Origin of the sequence: Pseudorhodoferax soli (assembly GCF_003337555.1) — a bacterium.
Classification (GTDB): domain Bacteria; phylum Pseudomonadota; class Gammaproteobacteria; order Burkholderiales; family Burkholderiaceae_C; genus Pseudorhodoferax; species Pseudorhodoferax soli.
This window is the reverse complement of the sequence record NZ_QPJK01000001.1, coordinates 230,411-252,365: the sequence shown is the minus strand read 5'-3', so window position 1 is coordinate 252,365 and position 21,955 is coordinate 230,411. Positions and strand designations below refer to the sequence as shown.

The 21,955-nt window shown below is 69.7% G+C and carries 19 protein-coding genes; 11 read left to right on the top strand and 8 right to left on the bottom strand.

The window, feature by feature from the left end; genetic code table 11:
- The first annotated feature begins 2 nt into the window (after positions 1–2).
- From DES41_RS01075 to DES41_RS01060, 4 genes are read left to right on the top strand one after another with little or no spacing between them, the layout of a single operon-like run.
- Positions 3–1,190, top strand: a complete 1,188-nt coding sequence (locus tag DES41_RS01075; RefSeq protein ID WP_114465132.1) for an ABC transporter substrate-binding protein — start codon at positions 3–5, stop codon at positions 1,188–1,190.
- Between the two features lie 40 nt (positions 1,191–1,230).
- A complete protein-coding gene (locus DES41_RS01070) occupies positions 1,231–2,424 on the top strand; it encodes an ABC transporter substrate-binding protein (protein ID WP_114465130.1) in 1,194 nt (397 codons plus the stop codon).
- A gap of 12 nt (positions 2,425–2,436) precedes the next feature.
- A complete protein-coding gene (locus DES41_RS01065; protein ID WP_114465128.1) occupies positions 2,437–3,312 on the top strand; it encodes a branched-chain amino acid ABC transporter permease in 876 nt (291 codons plus the stop codon).
- Positions 3,309–4,286 carry a branched-chain amino acid ABC transporter permease gene (locus DES41_RS01060; protein ID WP_114465126.1) on the top strand — a complete coding sequence of 326 codons (978 nt, stop codon included), beginning with the start codon at positions 3,309–3,311 and terminating at the stop codon, positions 4,284–4,286. Before DES41_RS01065 ends, DES41_RS01060 begins: the two co-directional genes overlap by 4 nt.
- 9 nt (positions 4,287–4,295) lie before the next feature.
- On the opposite strand, the gene DES41_RS01055 is transcribed toward DES41_RS01060, so the two are convergent.
- The 5 genes from DES41_RS01055 to argH form a co-directional block, all read right to left on the bottom strand.
- A complete protein-coding gene (locus DES41_RS01055; protein ID WP_114465124.1) occupies positions 4,296–5,369 on the bottom strand; it encodes a lipocalin-like domain-containing protein in 1,074 nt (357 codons plus the stop codon).
- A gap of 31 nt (positions 5,370–5,400) precedes the next feature.
- On the bottom strand, positions 5,401–5,853 hold the full coding sequence (locus tag DES41_RS01050) for an SH3 domain-containing protein (protein WP_114465122.1): 453 nt from the start codon (positions 5,851–5,853) through the stop codon (positions 5,401–5,403).
- A gap of 74 nt (positions 5,854–5,927) precedes the next feature.
- On the bottom strand, positions 5,928–7,061 hold the full coding sequence (locus DES41_RS01045; protein ID WP_114465120.1) for a 3-deoxy-7-phosphoheptulonate synthase: 1,134 nt from the start codon (positions 7,059–7,061) through the stop codon (positions 5,928–5,930).
- A 52-nt stretch (positions 7,062–7,113) separates the two neighbouring features.
- Positions 7,114–9,042: a Cache 3/Cache 2 fusion domain-containing protein gene (locus DES41_RS01040; protein WP_170168063.1), complete on the bottom strand. Its 1,929-nt coding sequence runs from the start codon at positions 9,040–9,042 to the stop codon at positions 7,114–7,116.
- 118 nt (positions 9,043–9,160) lie between these two features.
- Positions 9,161–10,558 carry an argininosuccinate lyase gene (gene argH, locus DES41_RS01035; protein ID WP_114465116.1) on the bottom strand — a complete coding sequence of 466 codons (1,398 nt, stop codon included), beginning with the start codon at positions 10,556–10,558 and terminating at the stop codon, positions 9,161–9,163.
- A gap of 100 nt (positions 10,559–10,658) precedes the next feature.
- On the opposite strand from argH, the gene DES41_RS01030 reads away from it, so the two are divergent.
- The 3 genes from DES41_RS01030 to DES41_RS01020 all read left to right on the top strand — a co-directional run bounded on the left by DES41_RS01030 (position 10,659) and on the right by DES41_RS01020 (position 14,396).
- The gene (locus DES41_RS01030; RefSeq protein WP_114465114.1) at positions 10,659–11,696 is read left to right on the top strand and encodes a sensor histidine kinase; all 1,038 of its coding nucleotides are present in this window, start codon (positions 10,659–10,661) and stop codon (positions 11,694–11,696) included.
- Positions 11,697–11,721: 25 nt separating this feature from the next.
- Entirely contained in the window at positions 11,722–12,462 is a 741-nt protein-coding gene (locus DES41_RS01025; protein WP_211332867.1) for a LytR/AlgR family response regulator transcription factor, read from the top strand.
- Positions 12,463–12,566: 104 nt separating this feature from the next.
- Positions 12,567–14,396, top strand: a complete 1,830-nt coding sequence (locus tag DES41_RS01020) for a methyl-accepting chemotaxis protein (protein ID WP_114465112.1) — start codon at positions 12,567–12,569, stop codon at positions 14,394–14,396.
- 19 nt (positions 14,397–14,415) lie between these two features.
- Here DES41_RS01020 and recJ read toward each other — a convergent pair whose 3' ends face one another.
- Positions 14,416–16,134 carry a single-stranded-DNA-specific exonuclease RecJ gene (gene recJ / locus DES41_RS01015; protein ID WP_114465110.1) on the bottom strand — a complete coding sequence of 573 codons (1,719 nt, stop codon included), beginning with the start codon at positions 16,132–16,134 and terminating at the stop codon, positions 14,416–14,418.
- Complete coding sequence (locus tag DES41_RS01010) at positions 16,131–17,075, bottom strand: phosphoglycerate mutase (protein WP_147282785.1); 945 nt, start codon at positions 17,073–17,075, stop codon at positions 16,131–16,133. Before DES41_RS01010 ends, recJ begins: the two co-directional genes overlap by 4 nt.
- Before the next feature lie 70 nt (positions 17,076–17,145).
- Here DES41_RS01010 and DES41_RS01005 point away from each other — a divergent pair, with 70 nt between their 5' ends.
- Both DES41_RS01005 and lolD read left to right on the top strand, forming a co-directional pair.
- Positions 17,146–18,402 carry a lipoprotein-releasing ABC transporter permease subunit gene (locus DES41_RS01005; protein WP_114465106.1) on the top strand — a complete coding sequence of 419 codons (1,257 nt, stop codon included), beginning with the start codon at positions 17,146–17,148 and terminating at the stop codon, positions 18,400–18,402.
- Positions 18,395–19,108 (top strand): lipoprotein-releasing ABC transporter ATP-binding protein LolD, encoded by a 714-nt coding sequence (gene lolD, locus DES41_RS01000; RefSeq protein WP_114465104.1) that lies wholly within the window; start codon positions 18,395–18,397, stop codon positions 19,106–19,108. Before DES41_RS01005 ends, lolD begins: the two co-directional genes overlap by 8 nt.
- Here lolD and DES41_RS00995 read toward each other — a convergent pair.
- Entirely contained in the window at positions 19,105–19,833 is a 729-nt protein-coding gene (locus tag DES41_RS00995; protein WP_114465103.1) for a glutathione binding-like protein, read from the bottom strand. The two genes, lolD and DES41_RS00995, sit on opposite strands and share 4 nt — an antisense overlap.
- 152 nt (positions 19,834–19,985) lie before the next feature.
- Between DES41_RS00995 and DES41_RS00990 the strand changes: the two genes are divergently transcribed.
- Positions 19,986–20,834 carry an N-formylglutamate amidohydrolase gene (locus DES41_RS00990; protein WP_114465101.1) on the top strand — a complete coding sequence of 283 codons (849 nt, stop codon included), beginning with the start codon at positions 19,986–19,988 and terminating at the stop codon, positions 20,832–20,834.
- Positions 20,834–21,949, top strand: a complete 1,116-nt coding sequence (locus DES41_RS00985) for an NAD(P)/FAD-dependent oxidoreductase (protein ID WP_170168062.1) — start codon at positions 20,834–20,836, stop codon at positions 21,947–21,949. The genes DES41_RS00990 and DES41_RS00985 overlap by 1 nt, the downstream gene beginning before the upstream one ends.
- Positions 21,950–21,955: the final 6 nt, after the last annotated feature.

Sequence of the window (21,955 nt, the reverse complement as noted above, 5' to 3'; positions counted from 1 at the left end):
CCATGAACCGCACATTGACCACGCTCTGCCTGTCGCTTGCCGCCGCGGGCTTTGCCTGCAGCGCCGCGGCCCAGGTCAAGATCGGCCTGATCACCGACATGTCCAGCCTGTACTCCGATGTGGAGGGCAAGAACGGCGCGATGGCGATCCAGATGGCCATCGACGACTTCGGCGGCAAGGTGCTGGGCCAGCCCATCGAGCTCATGACGGCCGACCACCAGAACAAGGCCGACATCGCCGCCAGCAAGGCGCGCGAGTGGATCGACACCGCCGGACTGACCATGGTCTTCGGCGGCACCAACTCGGGCACGGCACTGGCCATGGCCAAGGTGGCGCAGGAGAAGAAGCGCGTCTACTTCAACAACGGCGCGGCCACCTCGGCGCTGACCAACGAGCAGTGCAGCCCCTACACCGTGCACTACGCCTACGACACCGTGGCGCTGGCCAAGGGGACGGGTGCTGCCGTGGTCGATGCAGGCGGCAAGAGCTGGTTCTTCCTGACGGCCGACTACGCTTTCGGCCATGCGCTGGAGGCCGACACTACGCGCGTCGTCAAGGAGAAGGGCGGCACCGTGGTGGGCGCCGTGCGCACGCCGCTCAATGCGTCGGACTTCTCGTCCTTCCTGCTGCAGGCGCAGAACTCCAAGGCGCAGATCCTGGGCCTGGCCAATGCCGGTGGCGACACCATCAACTCGATCAAAGCAGCGCGCGAGTTCGGCATCAACAAGACCATGAAGACGGCCGGCCTGCTGGTGTTCCTCTCGGACGTGCACAGCCTGGGCCTGAAGAACACCGAAGGCCTCCTGCACACCACCAGCTGGTACTGGGACCTCAACGACCAGACACGCGCCTTCGCCAAGAAGTTCTTCGACAAGGCCAAGCGCATGCCCACCGACGTTCAGGCCGCCGACTACTCGGCCACCACGACCTATCTGAAGGCCGTGCAGGCCGCCGGCAGCGTGGACGCCGACAAGGTCATGGAGCAGCTCAAGAAGACGCCGGTCAACGACTTCTTCGGCAAGGGCCAGATCCGCGCCGATGGCCGCTTCGTGCACGACATGTACCTCGTCGAGGTCAAGTCCGCCAAGGAATCCACCAAGCCCTGGGATTACCTGAAGGTCGTCAAGACGCTGCCGGGTGAGCAGGTGTTCACGACCAAGGCCGAGACCAAGTGCGCGCTCTGGAAGTGAGCGCCATTCCGCAGTTTTCTTTTTGTTCCCGAGATCGACCATGACAGCCAAGTTCCCGCTTTCCGCACTGATGTTCGCCGCCTTGCTCGCCACCGGCGCAGCACACGCCCAGGACAAGGTCCGCATCGGCTTCATCACCGACATGTCCAGCCTGTACGCCGACGTGGACGGCAAGGGCGGGGCGACGGCGATCCAGATGGCCATCGACGACTTCGGCGGCAAGGTCAACGGCCTGCCGATCGAGCTGCTGTCGGCCGACCACCAGAACAAGGCCGACATCGCCGCCAGCAAGGCGCGCGAATGGATCGACACGCAGAACCTGTCGATGCTGGTGGGCGGCACCACCTCGTCGGCCGGCCTGGCCATGGCCAAGGTCGCGCAGGAAAAGAAGCGCGTCTACATCGTCAACGGCGCCGGCAGCTCGGCGCTGACCAACGAGCAGTGCAGCCCCTACACCGTGCACTACGCCTACGACACCGTGGCGCTGGCCAAGGGCACCGGCAGCGCCGTGGTCGGGCAGGGCGGCAAGAGCTGGTACTTCCTGACGGCCGATTACGCCTTCGGCGCGGCGCTGGAGGCCGACACCGCCAAGGTGGTGCAGAGCAAGGGCGGCACGGTGGCGGGCAGCGTCAAGCACCCGCTGAATGCGTCGGACTTCTCGTCCTTCCTGCTGCAGGCGCAGAACTCCAAGGCGCAGATCCTGGGCCTGGCCAACGCCGGCGGCGACTTCATCAGCGCCGTGAAGGCGGCGCGCGAGTTCGGCATCAACAAGACCATGAAGATGGCCGGCCTGCTGGTGTTCGTGACCGACGTGCACAGCCTGGGCCTGAAGAACACCGAAGGCCTGCTGTTGACCACCAGCTGGGACTGGAACCTGGACGAGCCGAGCCGGGCTTTCGGCAAGCGCTTCTTCGAGAAGGTCAAGCGCATGCCGACCGACATCCAGGCGGCTGATTACTCCGCCACCATGACCTACCTGAAGGCGGTGCAGGCGACCAAGACGCTGGATGCCGACAAGGTCATGGAGTACATCAAGAAGACGCCGATCGACGACTTCTACGCCAAAGGCGTGGTCCGTCCCGATGGCCGCTTCGTGCACGACATGTACCTCATGCAGGTGAAGTCGCCTGCCGAGTCCAAGCAGCCGTGGGACTACTACAAGGTGATCTCCAAGCTCAAGGGCGACGAGGTCTTCACGACCAAGGCCGAGTCCAAGTGCGCACTCTGGAAGTGACCTGACCGTTTCATGACGATCTCTCTGCCCGCCCTGCTGAGCCAGCTGCTGCTGGGCCTGGTCAACGGCTCGTTCTACGCGATCCTGAGCCTGGGCCTGGCGGTCATCTTCGGCCTGCTGAACGTCATCAACTTCGCGCACGGCGCGCTGTTCATGATGGGCGCCATCGTGACCTGGATGGCGATGAACTACTTCGACATCAGCTACTGGGTCATGCTGATCGCCGCGCCGCTCATCGTCGGCGTGTTCGGCGTGCTGATCGAGCGGCTGCTGCTGCGCTGGATCTACAAGCTCGACCATTTGTACGGCCTCTTGCTCACGCTGGGCCTCACGCTCCTGATCGAGGGCGCCTTCCGCTCGGCCTACGGTGTCTCGGGCCTGTCCTACGACACGCCGGATGCGCTCACCGGCGCGACCGACATGGGCTTCATGATGCTGCCCAACTACCGGGCCTGGGTCGTCGTCGCCTCGCTGGTGGTGTGTTTTGCGACCTGGTTCCTGATCGAGAAGACGCGCATCGGCGCCTACCTGCGCGCAGGCACCGAGAATCCGCGGCTGGTCGAGGCGTTCGGCGTCAACGTGCCACTGATGATCACGCTGACCTACGGGTTCGGCGTGGCGCTGGCGGCCTTCGCCGGCGTGCTGGCCGCGCCCGTGATCCAGGTCTCGCCGCTGATGGGGCAGAACCTCATCATCGTGGTGTTCGCCGTGGTCGTGATCGGCGGCATGGGCTCCATCATGGGCTCCATCCTCACCGGTCTGGGCCTGGGCGTGATCGAGGGCCTGACCAAGGTGTTCTATCCCGAGGCCTCGTCGACCGTGGTCTTCATCATCATGGCCGTCGTGCTGCTGATCCGCCCCGCCGGCCTGTTCGGGAAAGAGAAATGAGCAAGAGCTCCTGGGGCTACCTCCTGTTGTTGGCGGCGCTGGTCGCCGCGCCCTTCGTGGGGGCCTATCCGGTCTTCATGATGAAGTTGCTGTGCTTTGCGCTGTTCGCCTCGGCCTTCAACCTGCTGCTGGGCTACACAGGCCTGCTGTCGTTCGGCCATGCAGCCTTCCTGGGCGGTTCGGCTTATGTCGCCGGCCACGCCATGAAGGTCTGGGGCTTCACGCCCGAGGTCGGCCTGGTGATGGGCACTGCCACCGGTGCCTTGCTGGGCTGGCTGTTCGGCCTGCTGGCAATCCGCCGCCAGGGCATCTACTTCGCGATGATCACGCTGGCGTTGGCGCAGATGGTGTTCTTCGTCGCGCTGCAGGCCAAGTTCACGGGCGGCGAAGACGGCCTGCAGGGCGTGCCGCGCGGCAGCCTGTTCGGCGTCCTGTCGCTCGCGGACGACCTGACCATGTACTTCGTGACCCTGGCCATCGTGGTGCTCGCCTTCGTGCTGATCGTGCGCACCATCCATTCGCCGTTCGGCCAGGTGCTCAAGGGCATCAAGGAGAACGAGCCGCGCGCGATCTCGCTGGGCTACGACACGCACCGCTTCAAGCTGCTGGCCTTCGTGCTGTCGGCCGCGCTCGCCGGTCTCGCGGGCTCGCTCAAGACGCTGGTGCTGGGCTTCGCCACGCTGACCGACGTGCATTGGACGGCATCGGGGGGCGTGATTCTCATGACCCTGGTGGGCGGCCTGGGCACGCTGTCGGGCCCGCTGGTCGGCGCGGCCGTGGTGATCCTGCTGGAGAACAAGATCGGCGAGATGGGCCACGGTCTTGCTGGGCTGACCGGCATCGAGTGGTTCAACACGCTGGGCGAATCGGTGACCATGGTCACCGGCCTCATCTTCGTGGTGTGCGTGCTGGCCTTCCGCCGCGGCATCATGGGCGAGATCATCGCGGTGCTGCAGCGCGCGAAGAAGACCTGAGGGAGCGGGCTACAGCCGCAGCCGCTGCGCGTAGCCCGTCATCTCCAGGTAGCCCCGGCCCACCAGCCGGCCCTGCGCATCGAGCAGGTCGGACAACCCTTCCCAGTAGATCGCTCCCGTGGAGCCGCGGCTGTCGAGTTCCTGCGCATCGAGCAGCGCGCGCACGGTGAAGCTGCCGCCCGGCGTGTCGACCTGCCACTCGACGGGGTAGCGCGCCTGGCTGCTCGCGCTGGTCCACCAGCGCCGCGGCGTGAACCGCACCTCGCCCTGGCCGAAGATGCGCGTCGGCGCGCCTGCCGCACGGAACGAGCCGCCATCCCACAGCCCCGAGCCGTCGGCGCGGCGCAGGTGGAAAGCCGTCAGCGCGCCGCCGTCGAACAGGTTCATGCCGATCCAGTCCCAGCCCACGGCCTCGGGGTGCATGAGCGCCTCGCTCCATTCGTGGTCCAGCCAGGCGCGGCTGCGCAGGCTGGCCTCGGCCGGCTGCGCGTCGACGGCGAAGCGCCGGCCCTGCAACACGAGCGAGCCAGTGACCGCCAGTTGCGGCGCGCTGTAGTAGTAACTGGCCTGTGCCGGGTCGGGCCCCTTGCGCGACAGGCCGTCCCGGCCTTGCAGCAGCAGCGGCTGGGTCTCGGCCAGGCGCAGGTGCAGGCCGAAGTCCTGCGCCGGCAACTCGGCGGTGAGGGCACCATCGGGTGCGCGCTGGAGTTGCCAGTCCTGCAGCCGCACGCCGGTGTCGGCTTCGCTGGCCTCGGCGATGCCGAAGCCGGCACGTGCGATGCGCTGGTCGTGCCACAGCTTGCGGCCGTCCAGGTCGGTGATGGCCGCGTGCGCGAACAGCAGCTGCCGGGCGGCGAAGCGTGAACGCAGCGGCTGCGCTGCGTCCACGCGCGAGCGGAAGAAGGTCAGCTGAAAGCCGAACACGCGCCCACTGCTCACGGCCTGGCCTGTGATGTACCACCACTCGGTGCGCAGGTCGGGATGGCTGCCCAGGTCGCGTGGAAACTGCAGCGCCAGCGGCGGCAGTGCGTGTGCCTGGTGGGCGGCGGCCAGGGCGGCGAGCAACAGGGTGCGGCGGTGCATCACCGCACGATACACAAGCGCTGGACGCGCGCTACCCACCCCACAGCAGCCGGCTGGCGACCCAGCCCCGCTGGCCGCTCTCGCGCCGTACCTGCACCCAGTCGCCCCGGCGCGCGAGGCGCTGCACGATCTCGCCGCGTTCGACCTTGCCCAGCAGCTTGCCGCCGGCACGCGGCCGCGCGCGCAGGTTCGCCACGGAGACGCGCACGACCCTGTGCGTGCTCTTGCCCGTGAGGCTGCGGTGCACCCAGCCCGTGTCGCGCTCGAAGTCGCGCACCTGCAGCCAGTCGCCACGGCGTGCCACCACCTGCAAGGGGTAGCCGCGGCTCAGTGACCATTGCACGGCGTGCCTGGTGCCGGGGCCGGAGCGCATGTTGGCTTCGCGGGCCGTGACACTCACGTACTGCTGCGCCCAAGCGCCGAAAGCCTGCAGCGCGAGGGCTGCGACGAAGATGCGGAAAACGGTGGGAAATACAAAGGACATGGCACAGGGGGAGGGCTCCGCCTGCACCAAAGTTCCCGCTTGTTACACCTTGGTCCCCGCCGAAGTGCGCTCGCTCAAGCGGCCGGCGCGCTGCCCGCGCGCCGCTGCCGCACCGCATCCGCGAGCTGGCGCAGCACCGGCTCCGTCTGCGCCCAGCCGATGCAGGCGTCCGTGACCGACACGCCATAGCGCAGTGGCTCGCCAGGCTTCAAGTCCTGCCGGCCTTCCTCCAGATGGCTCTCGATCATGAGGCCCGTGATGCGGCGCTCGCCAGCCGCGATGCGGCGTGCCACGTCCTCGGCCACGACGATCTGGCGCGCGTGCTGCTTGGACGAGTTGGCGTGCGAGCAATCGACCATCAACTGCTCGCGCAACCCAGCCTTCTTGAGCACGGCGCAGGCCGCGTCCACATGCTCGGCCTCGTAGTTGGGCCCCTTGTTGCCGCCGCGCAGGATTGCGTGGCAGTCGGGGTTGCCGCGCGTCTCGAAGATGGCGGCCTGGCCCATCTTGGTCATGCCCATGAAGGCATGCGGCGCGCGTGCCGCAACCATGGCATCGGCGGCGATCTGCACGCCGCCGTCGGTGCCGTTCTTGAAGCCGATCGGGCAGCTCGAACCCGAGGCCAGCTGGCGGTGGCTCTGGCTCTCGGTGGTGCGCGCGCCGATGGCGCCCCAGGCGATCAGGTCGGCGATGTACTGCGGGCTCAAGAGGTCCAGGAACTCGTTGCCCGTGGGCAGGCCCAGCGCGCCGATGTCGAGCAGCAGCTCGCGCGCCTTGCGCAGGCCCTCGTTGATGCGAAAGCTCCCGTCCAGCCGCGGGTCGTTGATGTAGCCCTTCCAGCCCACCGTGGTGCGCGGCTTCTCGAAGTACACGCGCATGACCAGCAGCAACTCCTTCTCGACCTTGGGCTGCAGCGCCTTCAGGTGCTGGGCATAGGCCATGGCCTGGCCGTGGTCGTGGATGGAGCAGGGGCCGGTGACCACGACGAGCCGGTCGTCGCGCCCGTGGAGGATGTCGGCGATCGCCAGTCGGCTCTGCTCGACCAGGGTCTGCACGGCCGGCGGCACTGGCAGTTCATCGAGCAGCAGCGCCGGCGAGATCAGCGGGCGCACGGCGGAGATGCGCACGTCGTCGATGCGCGTGGTGTCCTGCGTGCTGTCGCGCGCGCCGGCTTCCTGGTCGTGGGTGGGGTCGTCGATGCGTGTCATGGGGCAGGCCTGTGTGCTGGTTGATCGATCGGGAGCACAGGCACGCCTGCGTTCACAGCCTGAAGTTGGCGACCTGCTGGACCAGGCGCTCGGCCTGGTCGCGCAGGCTCTCTGCCGCGGCGGTACTCTGCTCCACGAGGGCCGCATTTTGCTGTGTGTTCTGGTCGAGCTGCGCGACGGCGCTGTTGATCTGCCGCACGCCCTCGGCCTGCTCGCGCGCCGCGGTGGCGATGTCGCCGATCAGGCCGGACACGCGTCCCACGCTGCCCAGGATCTCGCCCATCGCCTGACCGGCCTGTTCGGCCCGTGCCGTGCCGTTCTCCACCTGTTCGCGGCTGCCGGTGATCAGCACCTTGATCTGCTTGGCCGCGTCGGCGCTGCGCTGCGCCAGCTGGCGCACTTCGCTGGCAACGACGGCGAAGCCGCGGCCTTGTTCGCCGGCGCGCGCCGCCTCGACCGCGGCGTTGAGCGCCAGGATGTTGGTCTGGAACGCGATCGAGTCGATGGTGTTGGTGATGTCGCCGATGGCGCCGCTGGCCTCGCGGATCTGCGCCATCGTGCCGACGACCTGCTGCACCGTGGCATGGCCTTGCTGCACGGCCTGGTTCGACGATTGCACGAGCTGGCTGCCCTGGGCCGCGGCGTCGGCGCTCTGGTTCATCGAGGCCGTGAGCTCTTCCAGCGCACCGGCTGTCTCCTGCAACTGGCTGGCGGACTGTTCCGTGCGCTGCGCCAGGTCGCGGCTGCCCGAGCTGACTTCGGCAGCGGCTGTGCCCACGCTCTCGCTGACGGCGCGCACCTCGGTGATGGTGCGGGCCAGCTGCTGGCGCATGGTGTCCACGCCGTTGGCCAGCAGGCCGAGGTCGTCGCGCCGTGTGGTGGACATGGGGTGGGAGAGGTCGCCGTCCGCAATGGAGGCCACCTGCGCGTTGAGCTGCAGCAGCGGCTGGCCGACCATGCGGCGCAGCAGCAGCGTCACGCCCAGGCCCATCAGCACCACGGCCGCCAGCATCAGGCCCCAGAGCCAGGCCAGCGTGGCGTTGTGCGCGGCCAGGGCCTGCGCGCGCGAGGCCTCGGCCACGACCCACCAGCCGGTGGCCTGACTGCGCGCGCCGACCCCGATGGGATCGCTGCGCGCCGGATCCTGCACGGCCGCCTGCCCCTGCAATACCCCATCCGGCGCGGAGGCCAGGGCCGCCAGCAGGGCCTCCGCCTGGGCGGGGGCCAGCAGCTCGGACAGCTTGCGGCCCTTGGCACTGGGATGCGCCAGCAGCAGCGCATCGGCCGGCGTGCGGCCAGGGTCGAGCAGGTACATGCCACCGCCGCCCAGGAAGCGCTTCTCTTCGGTGAGAGACACCAGTTCCTGGCGCAGGCCCTGCATGTTGAAGCCGATGAACACGATGCCCACCACCTTGCCGGCGGCATCTCGCACGGGCTGGTAGCGCGACATGTAGGGCACGCCGAACAGCACGGCCATGCCCACGTAGCTTTCGCCGGCCACCATGCGGGCGTAGGCCGGGTGCTGCGTGCCCAGCAGTGTGTCGATGGCGCGCGTGCCGTCCTGCTTGGTCAGCGAGGTGGCCACGCGCAGGAAGTCGTCGCCCTGGCGCGCGAAGATGGTGGCCACGCCACCGGTGGTGCGGGCGAAGCGGTCGACCCGCTCGAAGTCACCGGCCAGTGGCTTGCCATCCAGCAGCAGCTGGCCCGGCCCCTGCAGCGTGAAGTTGCCGCGGTACTCGGTGCCGAGCACCTCGTACAGCTTCTGCGCCGAATCGCGCGCCGTGCGGTCCAACGCATCGGCGATGCGGGCCACGGCACCAGCCTCGCTGGCCATGTAGTCCAGCGTGCGCTGGTAGGCCTGCTGGGTCAGCACCCAGGACAGCACGCCGCAGATCGCGATCAGCATGGCCGCGATGGCGGCGCTGGCCAGCATCGAGACGCGCCGGGCAATCGTGGTGCGGGCAACGGGAGTCGTGGACATGGCGGCACCTCGCATGGGGGGGCGCACGACGACATGCGCCACGGGTGATCAATGGCGCGCAGTGTAGGGGCTGTCGGCCGCACGCACGGGCAGAAACCCGCACGGGCCGTGGGCGGTCTCAGCCCAACCGTGCGCGGTGCCGGGCGATCTGCGCCTTGACCTGGCTGGGTGCCGTGCCGCCCAGCGTGCTGCGCGCCTCCAGCGAGCCGCGCAGGCTCATCACGTCGAACACGTCCTTTTCGATGGCTGGATGGAAGCCCTGCAGCACCGTGAGCGGCAGCTCCGACAGGTCGCAGGCATGCGACTGCGCGGCCTTGACCGCGTGCGCCACGGTCTCGTGGGCGTCGCGGAACGGGAGGCCCTTCTTGACCAGGTAGTCCGCCAGGTCGGTGGCCGTGGCGTAGCCGCGCGCGGCGGCCTGCTCCATCGCTGCGGGCACGACGGTGATGCCGCCCACCATCTCGGCGAAGATGCGCAGCGTGTCCTTCAGCGTGTCCACCGTGTCGAACAGCGGCTCCTTGTCTTCCTGGTTGTCCTTGTTGTAGGCCAGCGGCTGGCCCTTCATGAGCGTGATCAGGCCCATCAGGTGGCCGACCACGCGGCCGGTCTTGCCGCGTGCCAGCTCGGGCACGTCGGGGTTCTTCTTCTGCGGCATGATGGACGAGCCGGTGGTGAAGCGGTCGGCGATCTTGATGAAGCCGAAGTTCTGGCTCATCCACAGGATCAGCTCCTCGCTGAAGCGGCTGATGTGCACCATGGCCAGGCTGGCGGCGGCGGTGAACTCGATGGCGAAGTCGCGGTCGCTCACGGCGTCCAGGCTGTTCTGGCAAACCTCATCCATGCCCAACGTCTTTGCCACCCGCTCGCGGTCCAGCGGGTAGCTGGTGCCTGCCAGTGCGGCGGCGCCCAGCGGCAGGCGGTTGACGCGGCGGCGCACATCGGCCATGCGCTCGGCATCGCGCGCGAACATCTCCACGTAGGCCAGCATGTGGTGGCCAAAGCTCACGGGCTGGGCCACCTGCAGGTGCGTAAAACCGGGCAGGATCACGTCCACGTTCTGCTCGGCGATGCCGACCAGCGCCTTCTGCAGATCGGTCAGCAGGCCGGCGATCAGGTCGATCTCGCCGCGCAGCCACAGGCGCACGTCGGTGGCGACCTGGTCATTGCGGCTGCGCCCGGTGTGCAGGCGCTTGCCGGCGTCGCCGACCAGCTGCGTCAGGCGCGCCTCGATGTTCAGGTGCACATCCTCCAGGTCGAGTTTCCATTCGAACTGGCCGGCCTCGATCTCGGCAGTGATCTGCGCCATGCCCTTCTGGATGGAGGCCAGATCGTCGGCACCGATGACCTTCTGCGCGGCCAGCATCTCGGCATGCGCCAGGCTGCCGGCGATGTCGGCCTGCCACAGGCGCTTGTCGAAGAACACGCTGGAGGTGTAGCGCTTGACCAGGTCGCTCATGGGCTCGGAGAACAGCGCGGACCAGGCCTGGGACTTCTGGTCGAGTTGGTTGTGGGACATGGAATGCCGTCGGCTCAAGGGGAGAGGGAGCAGGCTGGAGGCGGGCGGTGCCGCCTGGCGGAGCGGTGAACCATAATCGAACGCCGCCCGCAGCCTGCGCATGAAGGACCCGCAAATTTTATCGACCTTCCAGGAGCCCCGGACCCCGTCGCAGCGGGGCCGTTCGAGTTCGGTCCTGGTCTTCGACGCCTGCCAGCCAGGTGTGGTGCTGCGCGCCATCCTGTTCGTGGAAGCCGTCATGGCCGTCGGCGCCATGTTCGGCAGCGACACCCCCCTGCAATGGGCCGAGCGCCTGGCCTTGCTGACCGCGGGCGCTTTGCCGGCCACGCTGCTGTGGCTGCTGCTCGCCTGCAGCTTCAAGCACCGCCTGGGCCGCCTGGGCCGCCAGGCGCACTACCCGGTGGGCGTGGTGCTGGGCGCGCTGGCCGGCCTTGCGGCCTGCGCGGTGCTGGCCGCCATCGGCGTCACCGCCAATCCGCCCTGGCTGGCCTGCGCAGTCACGGGCCTGTTGTTGTCGGTGCTGCTGGTGGCCGGCCTCGGGCTGCGCGCGCGGGCACGCACGCCGGCCGCCACCACGGCGCTGCTGGCTGAATTGCAGGCACGCATCCGGCCGCATTTCCTCTTCAACACGCTCAACAGCGCGATCGCGCTGGTCCGCGCCGAACCGGCCAAGGCCGAGGCGTTGCTGGAAGACCTGTCGGACCTGTTCCGCCACGTGCTCCAGAACCCGGGCGAGTCCGTCACGCTGGCCGAGGAGATTGCGCTGGCCGAGCGCTACCTGGCCATCGAGCAGGTGCGCTTCGGCAACCGGCTGCGCGTGCAGTGGTCGCTCGATCCTGCCGCCGACCAGGTGCGGCTGCCGCCGCTCTTGCTGCAACCGCTGGTGGAGAACGCCGTCAAGCATGGCGTGGAACCCAGCGACAAGGGTGCGGACATCCGTATCGCGAGCGAGCGGCGCGGCGAGACGGTGCGCATCACGGTGGTCAACACGGTGCCGGCCGGACAGGGCGCCGGCGGCCACGGCGTGGCGCTCGACAATGTGCGCACCCGGCTCGGGCTGTTGCACGATGTGCGGGGCAGTTTCCGGGCCGGCCTGCGCTACGGCGTGTTCCGCGTCCGCATCGAGGTGCCGGCATGAACAACAACGAAGAACGGAGCAAGCCATGGCCTTGCGTGTGTTGATCGTCGACGACGAACCCCTGGCGCGCACCCGGCTGCGCACCCTGCTGGGCGACTGCCATGCGCCCGCGGCGATGGTCTGCGGCGAGGCTGGCAATGCGAGCGAGGCCATGGTCCTGCTGCAGCGCGAGCGCTTCGACCTGGCGCTGCTGGACATCCACATGCCTGGCAGCGATGGCCTGGTGCTGGCCAACACGCTGCGCGCGCTGCCGGCGCCGCCGGCCGTGGTCTTCGTGACGGCCTATGCCCAGCATGCGTTGCAGGCCTTCGACGTGGAGGCCATCGACTACCTGACCAAGCCCGTGCGCCTGCAGCGGCTGCAGCATGCGCTGCAGAAGGTCGACCGCCTGCGCGGCCTGGCGGGGCAACCGGCGGAGGCGGATGCCGAGGCCTTCATCCTGATCCAGGACCGCGGCCGCACCGAACGCGTGCCGCTGGCGCAGATCCTGTACCTCAAGGCCGAGCTCAAGTACGTGACGGTGCGCACGCTGGCGCGCAGCTACATCCTGGACGGTGCGCTGAACGAACTGGAGACGCGCCACCGCCAGCACTTCGTGCGCGTGCACCGCAATGCACTGGTGGCGCGCAAGGCGCTGCGGGCGCTCGAGAAGCACCACGACCCCGAAGAGGGCGAGGGCTGGGCGGTGCGCCTGCACGGCCTGGACGAGCCGCTGGCCGTCTCGCGCCGCCAGCTGGCGGCCGTGCGCGAGGTGCTGGCCGGCTGATTGGATGCGATGGAAGGCGCGATTTCGGCCACTTTGTCCCCCTAAACTGCGCCTGGATTTGCGCAGATGTTGCGCCAGTTCGGCGTCCAGACAAGGAAAGACACATGAAGTGGAACGACATCGGGGTGGGGCGCCGGCTGTGGCTGGTGGTGCTGGGTTTGCTGGCGGCCATGCTGGCGATTGCCGTCTGGGCCCAGGTGAACTCCGCCAACATCATGGACACGGCTTTGCGCACGGTGCAGGCCTACGAGGGACGGATCTCCGACGCCATCCGCTGGCGCGGCCTGACCGCGAACGCCACGACCATGGTCGAAGGCACCGCCGTCACCAGCGATGCGCCGCTGGCCAAGCTGTACGACGGCCGCGTCAAGGCCATGATCACGCAGATCTCGGCGGTGCAGGAGCGCATCACCAAGGCCACCACGACCGAGGAGAGCAAGGCGGCTCTGCAGGCCATTGCCGACCAGCGCGCGCGCGTACTCGCCATGACGACGCGCGTTACCGAGCTCAAGAACGCGGGTGGCGATGTGCTGGGTTTCGTCGAGCGTGAATACCGTCCCGCCATCGACGCGTACCTCAAGGCCCTGGACGATTTCGTGACCGTGCAGGAAGGCCTGCGCGACCGTGCGCGCGAGGCGGCTGAGGACGCGCGCCGCACCGGCTCGTTCACCGGGTTGGCCGTGATCGGCCTGGTGTTCCTGGTCGGCATCGGGTTGACCGTGGCACTCGTGCGCTCCATCGTGCGGCCGCTCGGGCGCGCACTGCAAGCGGCCGATGCGATCGCCAGCGGCGACCTCACGCAGCGCCTGGACGATGCGCGCCGCGACGAGTTCGGCCAACTCCTGCGTGCGCTGTCGTCCATGACCGAGCGGCTGCGCGGCCTGGTCGGCGAGGTGCGCAGCGGCGTGGAGTCCGTGTCCACCGCCTCCACCGAGATCGCCAGCGGCAACCACGATCTGTCGGCACGCACCGAACAGACCGCCTCCAACCTGCAGCAGACCGCGGCCAGCATGGAGGAGTTGACGAGCACCGTCACGCAGTCGGCCGACACCGCGCGCCAGGCCAACCAGCTGGCCAGCACAGCCGCCCAGGCCGCCACCCAGGGTGGCGAGGTGGTGGGCCAGGTGGTGCGCAGCATGCAGGACATCAGCGAGGCCTCGCGCAAGATCGCCGACATCATCGGCACCATCGATGCCATCGCCTTCCAGACCAATATCCTGGCGCTCAACGCGGCAGTGGAAGCGGCGCGCGCCGGCGAGCAGGGCCGCGGCTTCGCGGTCGTCGCCTCCGAGGTGCGCGCGCTGGCCGGGCGCTCGGCCGAAGCGGCCAAGGAAATCAAGGCACTGATCAACGCCTCGGTGCAGACCGTGGAGACCGGCTCGGCCCAGGTCGAGCATGCCGGCTCGTCGATGCAGGAGATCGTGGCCAGCGTGCGCCGCGTCAGCGACCTGATCGGCGAGATCAGCGCTTCGTCCACCGAGCAGCGCGACGGCATCGCGCAGGTCAACCAGGCGGTCACGCAGCTGGACCAGATGACGCAGCAGAACGCCGCCCTGGTGGAAGAGTCGGCGGCCGCGGCATCCGGCCTCAAGGAGCAGGCACAGCGCCTGTCCGAGGTGGTGGCCGTGTTCAACGTCGGCAGCGGTGCGGCGCCGGCGCCGGCACTGGCGCCGCGCGCAGCCGTGGTGGCAGCGCCCGCGGCGCCCAGCTTCGCCAAGCGGCCCGCAGCTGCGGTGGCAGCGCCTGCCGCCAAGCGCCTGGGCGCAGCCGCGCCCACAGCGCCCAAGCTCGCTCCCAAGCTGGTGCCCAAGGCAGTGGCCAGGCCGCCCGCCCGGCCGCCGGCGCCCAAGAGCCTGGCCGCCCCGGCGCGCACGGCACCGGCCGCCAGGCCCAAGCCGGGCGCCGCCGAAGAAGGCGAGTGGGAGAGCTTCTGAGCCGCGCGGCCGGCCGGCCTCAGCCGGCCATGCCTTCCACGAGGAAGCGCACGCGCCGCTGACCCTGCCATTCGTCCGCATCGAGCCGGAACGCCAGCACGGCGCGGTTGGGCAGCGGCTCCACCCGGCCGAACCAGATGCCGTCCACGGGCTGGCCCTGGTGGCGCAGCTTGAGCGCCAGGTGGCGTTCGCCGACCAGGCGCTGCGAGACGATCTCCACCTCTTCGCTGAAGGTCGGTGCGGCAAAGCCCTGGCCCCAGACCTCGCGGTGCAGCGTGTCGACCATGTCGGCGCGCCGGTACTCGGGCGCCAGCGGGCCGTCGGTGTCGAGCCGGCGTGTCAGGGCGGCCTCGTCCAGCCATTCGCGTGCGATGGTGCGCAGCCCGGCGTCGAACTCGGGCCAGCGCTCGGCCGCCACCGTGCAGCCGGCCGCCATGGCATGGCCGCCGAAGCGCAGCAGCACGCCGGGGTGGCGCTTGGCCAGCAGGTCCAGCGCATCGCGCAGGTGGAAGCCCGCGATGGAGCGGCCCGAGCCCTTGATCTCGCCCTCGTGGCCCGGTGCGCGCGAAGCGGCGAACACGAAGCAGGGCCGGTGCAGCCGGTCCTTCAGGCGCGAGGCCACGATGCCGACCACGCCCTCGTGGAAGGCCGGGTCGTAGACGCTGATGGCGGGCGGCGGTTCCTCGCCTTCGGCGAACAGGGATTCGGCGACGAGTTCGGCCTGCTCGCGCATGTCCGTCTCGATGCTGCGGCGCTCGCGGTTGATCGCGTCCAGCGTGCGCGCGAGCTCGTTGGCGCGCGCGGCGTCGTCGGTCAGCAGGCATTCGATGCCCAGCGTCATGTCGGCCAGCCGGCCCGCAGCGTTGATGCGCGGGCCCAGCGCGAAGCCGAAGTCGAAGCCGGTGGCCTGGCTGCTCTTGCGGCCTGCGGCGTCGAACAGCGCGGCCAGGCCGGCCGGCATCTGGCCGGCGCGGATGCGGCGCAGGCCCTGCGCCACGAGGCGGCGGTTGTTGGCGTCGAGCTTGACCACGTCGGCCACGGTGCCGAGTGCGACCAGCGGCAGCAGCGCGTCGAGCTTGGGCTGGGGCCGCTCGCCGTAGGCACCCCGCGTGCGCAGCTCGGCCCGCAGCGCCAGCAGCACGTAGAACATCACGCCGACGCCGGCCATGCACTTGCTGGTGAAGCCGCAGGCTGGCTGGTTCGGGTTGACGATGACGTCGGCCGCAGGCAGCGCCGGCGCGGGCAGGTGGTGGTCGGTCACCAGCACGGCCAGGCCGAGCGCACGCGCATGGGCCACGCCTTCGATGCTCGCGATGCCGTTGTCCACGGTGACCAGCAGGTCGGCGCCGCGCGCGTGCACGCGCTCGGCGATCGGTGCGGTCAGGCCATAGCCGTCGACCACGCGGTCGGGTACCAGGTAGTCCACGTGCCGCGCACCCAGCAGGCGCAGGCCGCGCACGGCCACGGCGCAGGCGGTGGCGCCGTCGCAGTCGTAGTCGGCCACGATGCAGATGCGTGCGTCGCGCGCGATGGCGTCCGCCAGCAGGCGCGCCGCAGCGTCGGCGCCGAGCAGGCCTTGCGGGCCGGTGGGGGGCAGCAGCCGCGCCAGGCCATCGTCGAGTTCGTCGAATGCGAGCACCCCGCGCGCGGCGAACAGCCGCGCCAGCAGCGGGTGCACGCCGGCCTGCTCGAGCGCCCAGGCCGCGCGCGGCGGCACGTCGCGGGTGCGGATCTTCACAGGCCCTCCAGCAGCTGGGCCAGCTGCGGCTTGCGCCAGCTGGCAAGCCAGCGTGCCAGTGCACCGCGGGGCAGGCCGTCGAAGCGGCGGCTCCCCTGCGGGCCGCTGAGCGTCAGGGCCACGGGCTCGCCGGCGCGCAGGCGCTGCAGCAGCGGCGCGCAGTGGGTCTTGTCGATCTCTTGCCAGGCGGCGGACCAGCTGGCCCAGTCGCCCTGGCGGGCGCTGCTGCGCAGGGCGTCCACGACCTGCACGGCGGACGGGCGGGGCGGCGTGGCCGGCCAACTGCCGCAGCCGCTGATCCACAGCGCGTTGACGGTCACCAGGCGCTGGGCCTCGCGTGCGTCGTTGACGGGATGGGTGTAGAGCAGCATCTGCATCTCGTTCTGCAGGCGGCGCAGCAGCGGGCTGGCGGGCATCCAGGCGTTCAGGTCGTCCTCGCCCAGCACGCGTTCGGGCGAGGCGGTGGCGAGGCCGCGGAACGGCTCGCCGTGGGCGAGCCAGCGGCCGTCCTGCCAGCACTCCACCACGATGCCGTCCTCGGCCAGGTAGGGCGCCATGCTGGCCATCAGCGCCTCGGCCTGGTCGGGCGGCAGTGCCAGCAGGGCCGGGTCGCTCAGGCGCACCTGGTTCATGCCGGCTTCGAGATGGCAGGGCGTGAGCATGGCCCAGTCCTGTGCGGGCGGCAGACCGGCCGCCGCGGCTGCGGCGGCCGCCCAGGGCAGGCGGCCGTCCTCGCCGGCCAAGCCCTGGGCCCTGGCCAGCGCGCGTTCGGCGGGCGTGTCCAGGGCGTCGTCGGGCAGGCGTTCCAGTGGCGCGGGCGTGAGTTCGGCCAGCAGCGCGGCCAGGGAGGGCAGGGACAGCTGGGCCAACGCGCTGCGGCAAGCGGGCGCGTCGCTGGCCGCGTCGAGGATCAACAGGTGGGCTGGGGAGTTGGGAGACATTGGGGGGAGATTGTCCGGGATGCCACAATCCGCGCTTTTTGCGGGCAAAGGCCCCAAAAAGCCGCGCCCGATGCACCTCCCCTACGAACTGGCCGTCGGCTGGCGCTACACCCGCGCCGGCCGCGCGACGCGCCGCAACGGCTTCATCTCCTTCATCTCGGGCGTCTCCATGCTGGGCATCGCGCTCGGCGTGGCAGCGCTCATCATCGTGCTCTCGGTGATGAACGGCTTCCAGAAAGAGGTGCGCGACCGCATGCTGGGCGTCGTCTCGCACATCGAGATCTACGCGCCGCAGGGCCAGGCCATCCCCGATCCGAACAAGACCATGGCGGAGGCCAAGCGCAATCCCGCGGTGATCGGCGCGGCGCCCTTCATTGCCAGCCAGGCACTCATCGCGCGCGGCGAGGACATGAAGGGCGCGCTGGTGCGCGGCATCGATCCCGCGACCGAGAGCCAGGTCACCGACGTGGCGGGCGGCGCGGGCGCGCAGGCCATCGCGCGGCTGGTGCCGGGCCAGTTCGGCATCGTGCTCGGCACGGACCTGGCGCGCAGCCTGGGCGTGCGCGAGGGCGATCCCGTCACGCTGGTGGCGCCCTCCGGCCAGGTCACGCCCGCCGGCGTGGTGCCGCGGCTCAAGCAGATGACGGTGGTCGGCCTGTTTAGTTCCGGCCATTACGAGTACGACTCGGCGCTGGCCATGGTGCACATCGAGGATGCGGCCCGGCTGTTCCGCCTGGAGGGGCCGAGCGGTGTGCGGCTCAAGCTGCGCGACCTGCACCAGGCGCGCGAGGTGGCCTTCGAGCTGGCCCGCAGCCTCTCGGGCGACCTGCTGATCCGCGACTGGACGCGCCAGAACCAGACCTGGTTCGCCGCCGTGCAGCTCGAGAAACGCATGATGTTCATCATCCTGACGCTGATCGTGGCCGTGGCCGCGTTCAACCTCGTCAGCACCCTGGTGATGACCGTGACCGACAAGCGTGCCGACATCGCCATCCTGCGCACGCTGGGTGCCAGCCCGCGCAGCATCATGGGCATCTTCATGGTGCAGGGCGCCATGGTCGGCATCATCGGCACCTTCGCCGGGCTGGCCCTGGGCCTGGCCGTGGCCTACAACATCGACGTGATCGTGCCGGCGCTGGAGAAGCTGTTCCACGCCAGCTTCCTGCCGCGCGAGGTGTATTTGATCAACCGCATGCCCAGCGACCCGCAACAGGGCGACATCCTGCCGATCGCCATCATCTCCCTGATCCTGGCCTTTCTAGCCACCATCTACCCGAGCTGGCGGGCCAGCCGCGTGAACCCCGCCGAGGCGCTGCGCTATGAGTGATGCGATCAAATCTGCCGCCGCTGGCCAGGCCGTTCTGCACGCCCAGGGCCTGTCCAAGCGCTTCCACGAAGGCCGCATCGACCTGACCGTGCTGCAGGGCGTGGACCTCACGGTGCATGCCGGCGAGACGGTGGCCATCGTCGGCGCGTCGGGCTCGGGCAAGAGCACGCTGCTGCACCTTCTGGGCGGGCTGGATGCGCCCACCACCGGCAGCGTGCAACTGGCCGGCCAGGACCTGTCCACGTTGAGCCCGGCCGCGCAGGGCGCGCTGCGCAACCGCGAGCTGGGGTTCGTCTACCAGTTCCACCACCTGCTGCCCGAGTTCAGCGCCCAGGACAACGTGGCCATGCCGCTGTGGATCCGGCGCCAGACGCGCGAGGCCGCCGCCCAGGCCGCGGCCGCCGTGCTGACCGAGGTCGGCCTGGCCGAGCGCATGGCGCACCGGCCGGCGGAGCTGTCGGGCGGCGAGCGCCAGCGCGTGGCGATCGCGCGGGCGCTGGTCGGCGCGCCGCGTTGCGTGCTGGCCGACGAACCCACGGGCAACCTGGACCGCGGCACCGCCGAGGCTGTGTTCGGCATGATGCTGCGGCTGGCGCGCGAGCATGGCACGGCCTTCATCGTGGTCACGCACGACGAGTCGCTGGCCGCGCGCTGCGGGCGGCTGTTGCGGCTGAACCGCGGCGTGCTGAGCGCCCAGGGCGCCTAGTTGGCGGCCCAGCGCTGGCGCGCCAGGCCCTGCGTACCGGATCCGCTGCCGAACAGCGCCTCGCGCGCGGCCTCGCTGAGCACTGGCGCACGCAGTTCGCGGCCCAGCGCCAGGCCGCGCTGCACGCCTGGGCGCGCCAGCACCGTCTCGTACCAGCGGCCGATGTGCGCGAAAGCCGACAGGTCGATGCCCTGCGCGTTGTGCATGCGGATCCAGGGCAGGATGGCGATGTCGGCAATGGAAAAGTCCGGCCCGGCCACGTGGCTGCCGGTCCGGCCGAGTTGGTGGTCGAGCACGCCGTACAGGCGGCGCAACTCGTTGCCGTAGCGCGTGATCGCGTAAGGCACCTTCTCGCTGGCGTACTGCAGGAAGTGGCTGTTCTGTCCGGTCATGGGGCCGAGCCCGCCGACCTGCCACATGAGCCATTGCAGCACCTGCAGCCGGGCCAGGCTGTCGGTGGGCAGAAAGCGCCCGGTCTTGCCGGCCAGGTACACGAGGATGGCGCCGGCCTCGCTGATCTGCATGGGCTCACCGCCACCCAGGGGCTGCGGATCGATGATGGCCGGCATCTTGTGGTGCGGGTTGATCAAGGCCACGAACTCGGGCGTGAACTGTTCCCCGCGGCCGATGTTGACCGGCACCATGCGGTAGGGCAGCCCGCACTCCTCCAACATGATGGAACACGTCCATCCGTTGGGTGTGGGCCAGTAGTGCAGCTCGATCATGGAACCTTCATCAGTGTGTACGACAGGACACCTGAGTGTGGGCCCCGCTGGACGGATACAAGTATTCCATGTTTGGTTCCGTGGCCGTAGGACGGCAGGCCGAGCCGGTTGGGAGGCGGGCGACGCGGCAGCCTGCTGCACAATGCCGGGCCATGTCCGCAGCCCTCCTCACTGCCGCGGGGACCACCCCGCTGGTTCTCGATTCCCCGCACAGCGGCACGGTCTATCCGGCCGATTTCGACCACGCCTGTGACCCCCTGGTGCTGCGCCGCGCCGAAGACACACACGTCGAGAAGCTCTACAGCTTCGCGCCGGACCTGGGCGTGGCCTGGGTCGAGGCGCTGTTCCCGCGCAGCTACCTGGACGCCAACCGCGACGTGACCGAAATCGACCAGGCGCTGCTGGACGCACCCTGGCCCGGCCCGGTGGCGACCGACGCGCGCGTGCTGTCCAAGGTGCGCCTGGGCAAGGGGCTGATCTGGCGCACCACCGACGAGGGCACGCCGCTGTATGCGCGCAAGCTCACGGTGGCCGAGGTGCAGGCACGCATCGCGCGCTGCTGGCAGCCCTACCACGCGGCCGTGGCGTCCGCCATCGCCGCCGCACACGCCCGGCACGGCTATAGCCTGCACCTGAACTGCCATTCGATGCCGGCCGTGGCCTCGCGCTTCGCGACCGATTTCCCTGGCCTCGCCCATGCCGATTTCGTGGTCGGCGACCGCGATGGCAGCACGGCCAGCGCAGCGTTCTCTGCCCGCATCGTCGAGCACCTGCGCAGCCTGGGCTACGACGTGGCCTACAACCATCCCTACAAGGGTGTCGAACTGGTGCGCCGCTATGGCGATCCCGCCCGGCAGCGCCACAGCGTGCAGCTGGAGATCAACCGCAAGCTCTACATGGACGAGAACACACTGGCCCTGCACGCGGGCGCCGACGGCCTGAAGGCCCATCTGCGCTCCCTGGTCGCGCTGCTGTTGGCCACCGATCCGCGGAGCCTGTGATGGACCACGTCGATTGCGTCGTCATCGGCGCCGGGGTCGTGGGCCTGGCCGTGGCCCGCGCGCTGGCGCTGTCGCCGGCCTTCGCCGGGCGCGAACTCATGGTGTTGGAGGCAGCGGATGCCATCGGCACCGGCACCAGCTCGCGCAACAGCGAGGTGATCCATGCCGGCATCTACTACGCGGCCGGTTCGCTCAAGGCGCAGCTGTGCGTGCGCGGCAAGGCGCTGCTGTATGCCTACTGTGCCGAGCGCGGCATCGCCCACCGGCGCTGCGGCAAGCTCATCGTGGCCACCGACGCAGCCCAGGTGGCGCAGCTGCAGGGCATCGTCGCCAAGGCCGCCGCCAATGGCGTGGACGATCTGGTGCTGCTCTCGGCCGATGAAGCCCGCGCCATGGAGCCGCAGCTGCAGTGCACGGCGGCCATCCATTCGCCGTCCACCGGCATCGTCGACAGCCATGGGCTGATGCTCGCGCTGCAGGGCGATTTCGAGAACGCGGGCGGCATCGTGGCGCTGAACACGGCGCTCGCGCAGGCGCGCTGCACGCCGGACGGCATCGTGCTGGCCATGGCCGACGGCACCGAGCTGCTGGCCGGCACGGTGGTCAATGCGGCCGGCCTGTCGGCGCAGGCGCTGGCGCTGCGCCTGCAGGGCCTGGATCCGGCGCATGTACCGCCCAGCCATTTCGCCAAGGGCAACTACTTCACGCTGGCCGGCCGCGCGCCGTTCACGCGGCTGATCTACCCGGCCCCCGAAGCCGCCGGCCTGGGCGTGCACCTGACGCTTGACCTGGGTGGCCAGGCCAAATTTGGCCCCGACGTGCAGTGGGTGGACGACCCCGAGGACCTGGTGGTCGACCCGCGCCGTGGCGACGGCTTCTATGCCGAGGTGCGCAAGTACTGGCCCGGCCTGCCCGATGGCGCGCTGCAGCCGGGCTATGCCGGCATGCGCCCCAAGATCCAGGCACCGCACGAGCCGGCGCGCGACTTCGTGCTGCAGGGCCCGGCGGTGCACGGTGTGCCCGGTTTGGTCAACCTGTTCGGCATCGAGTCGCCGGGGCTCACCAGTTCGCTGGCCATCGGCGAGCAGGTGGCGCGGCTGTTGCAGCCGGTCTGAGCCAGC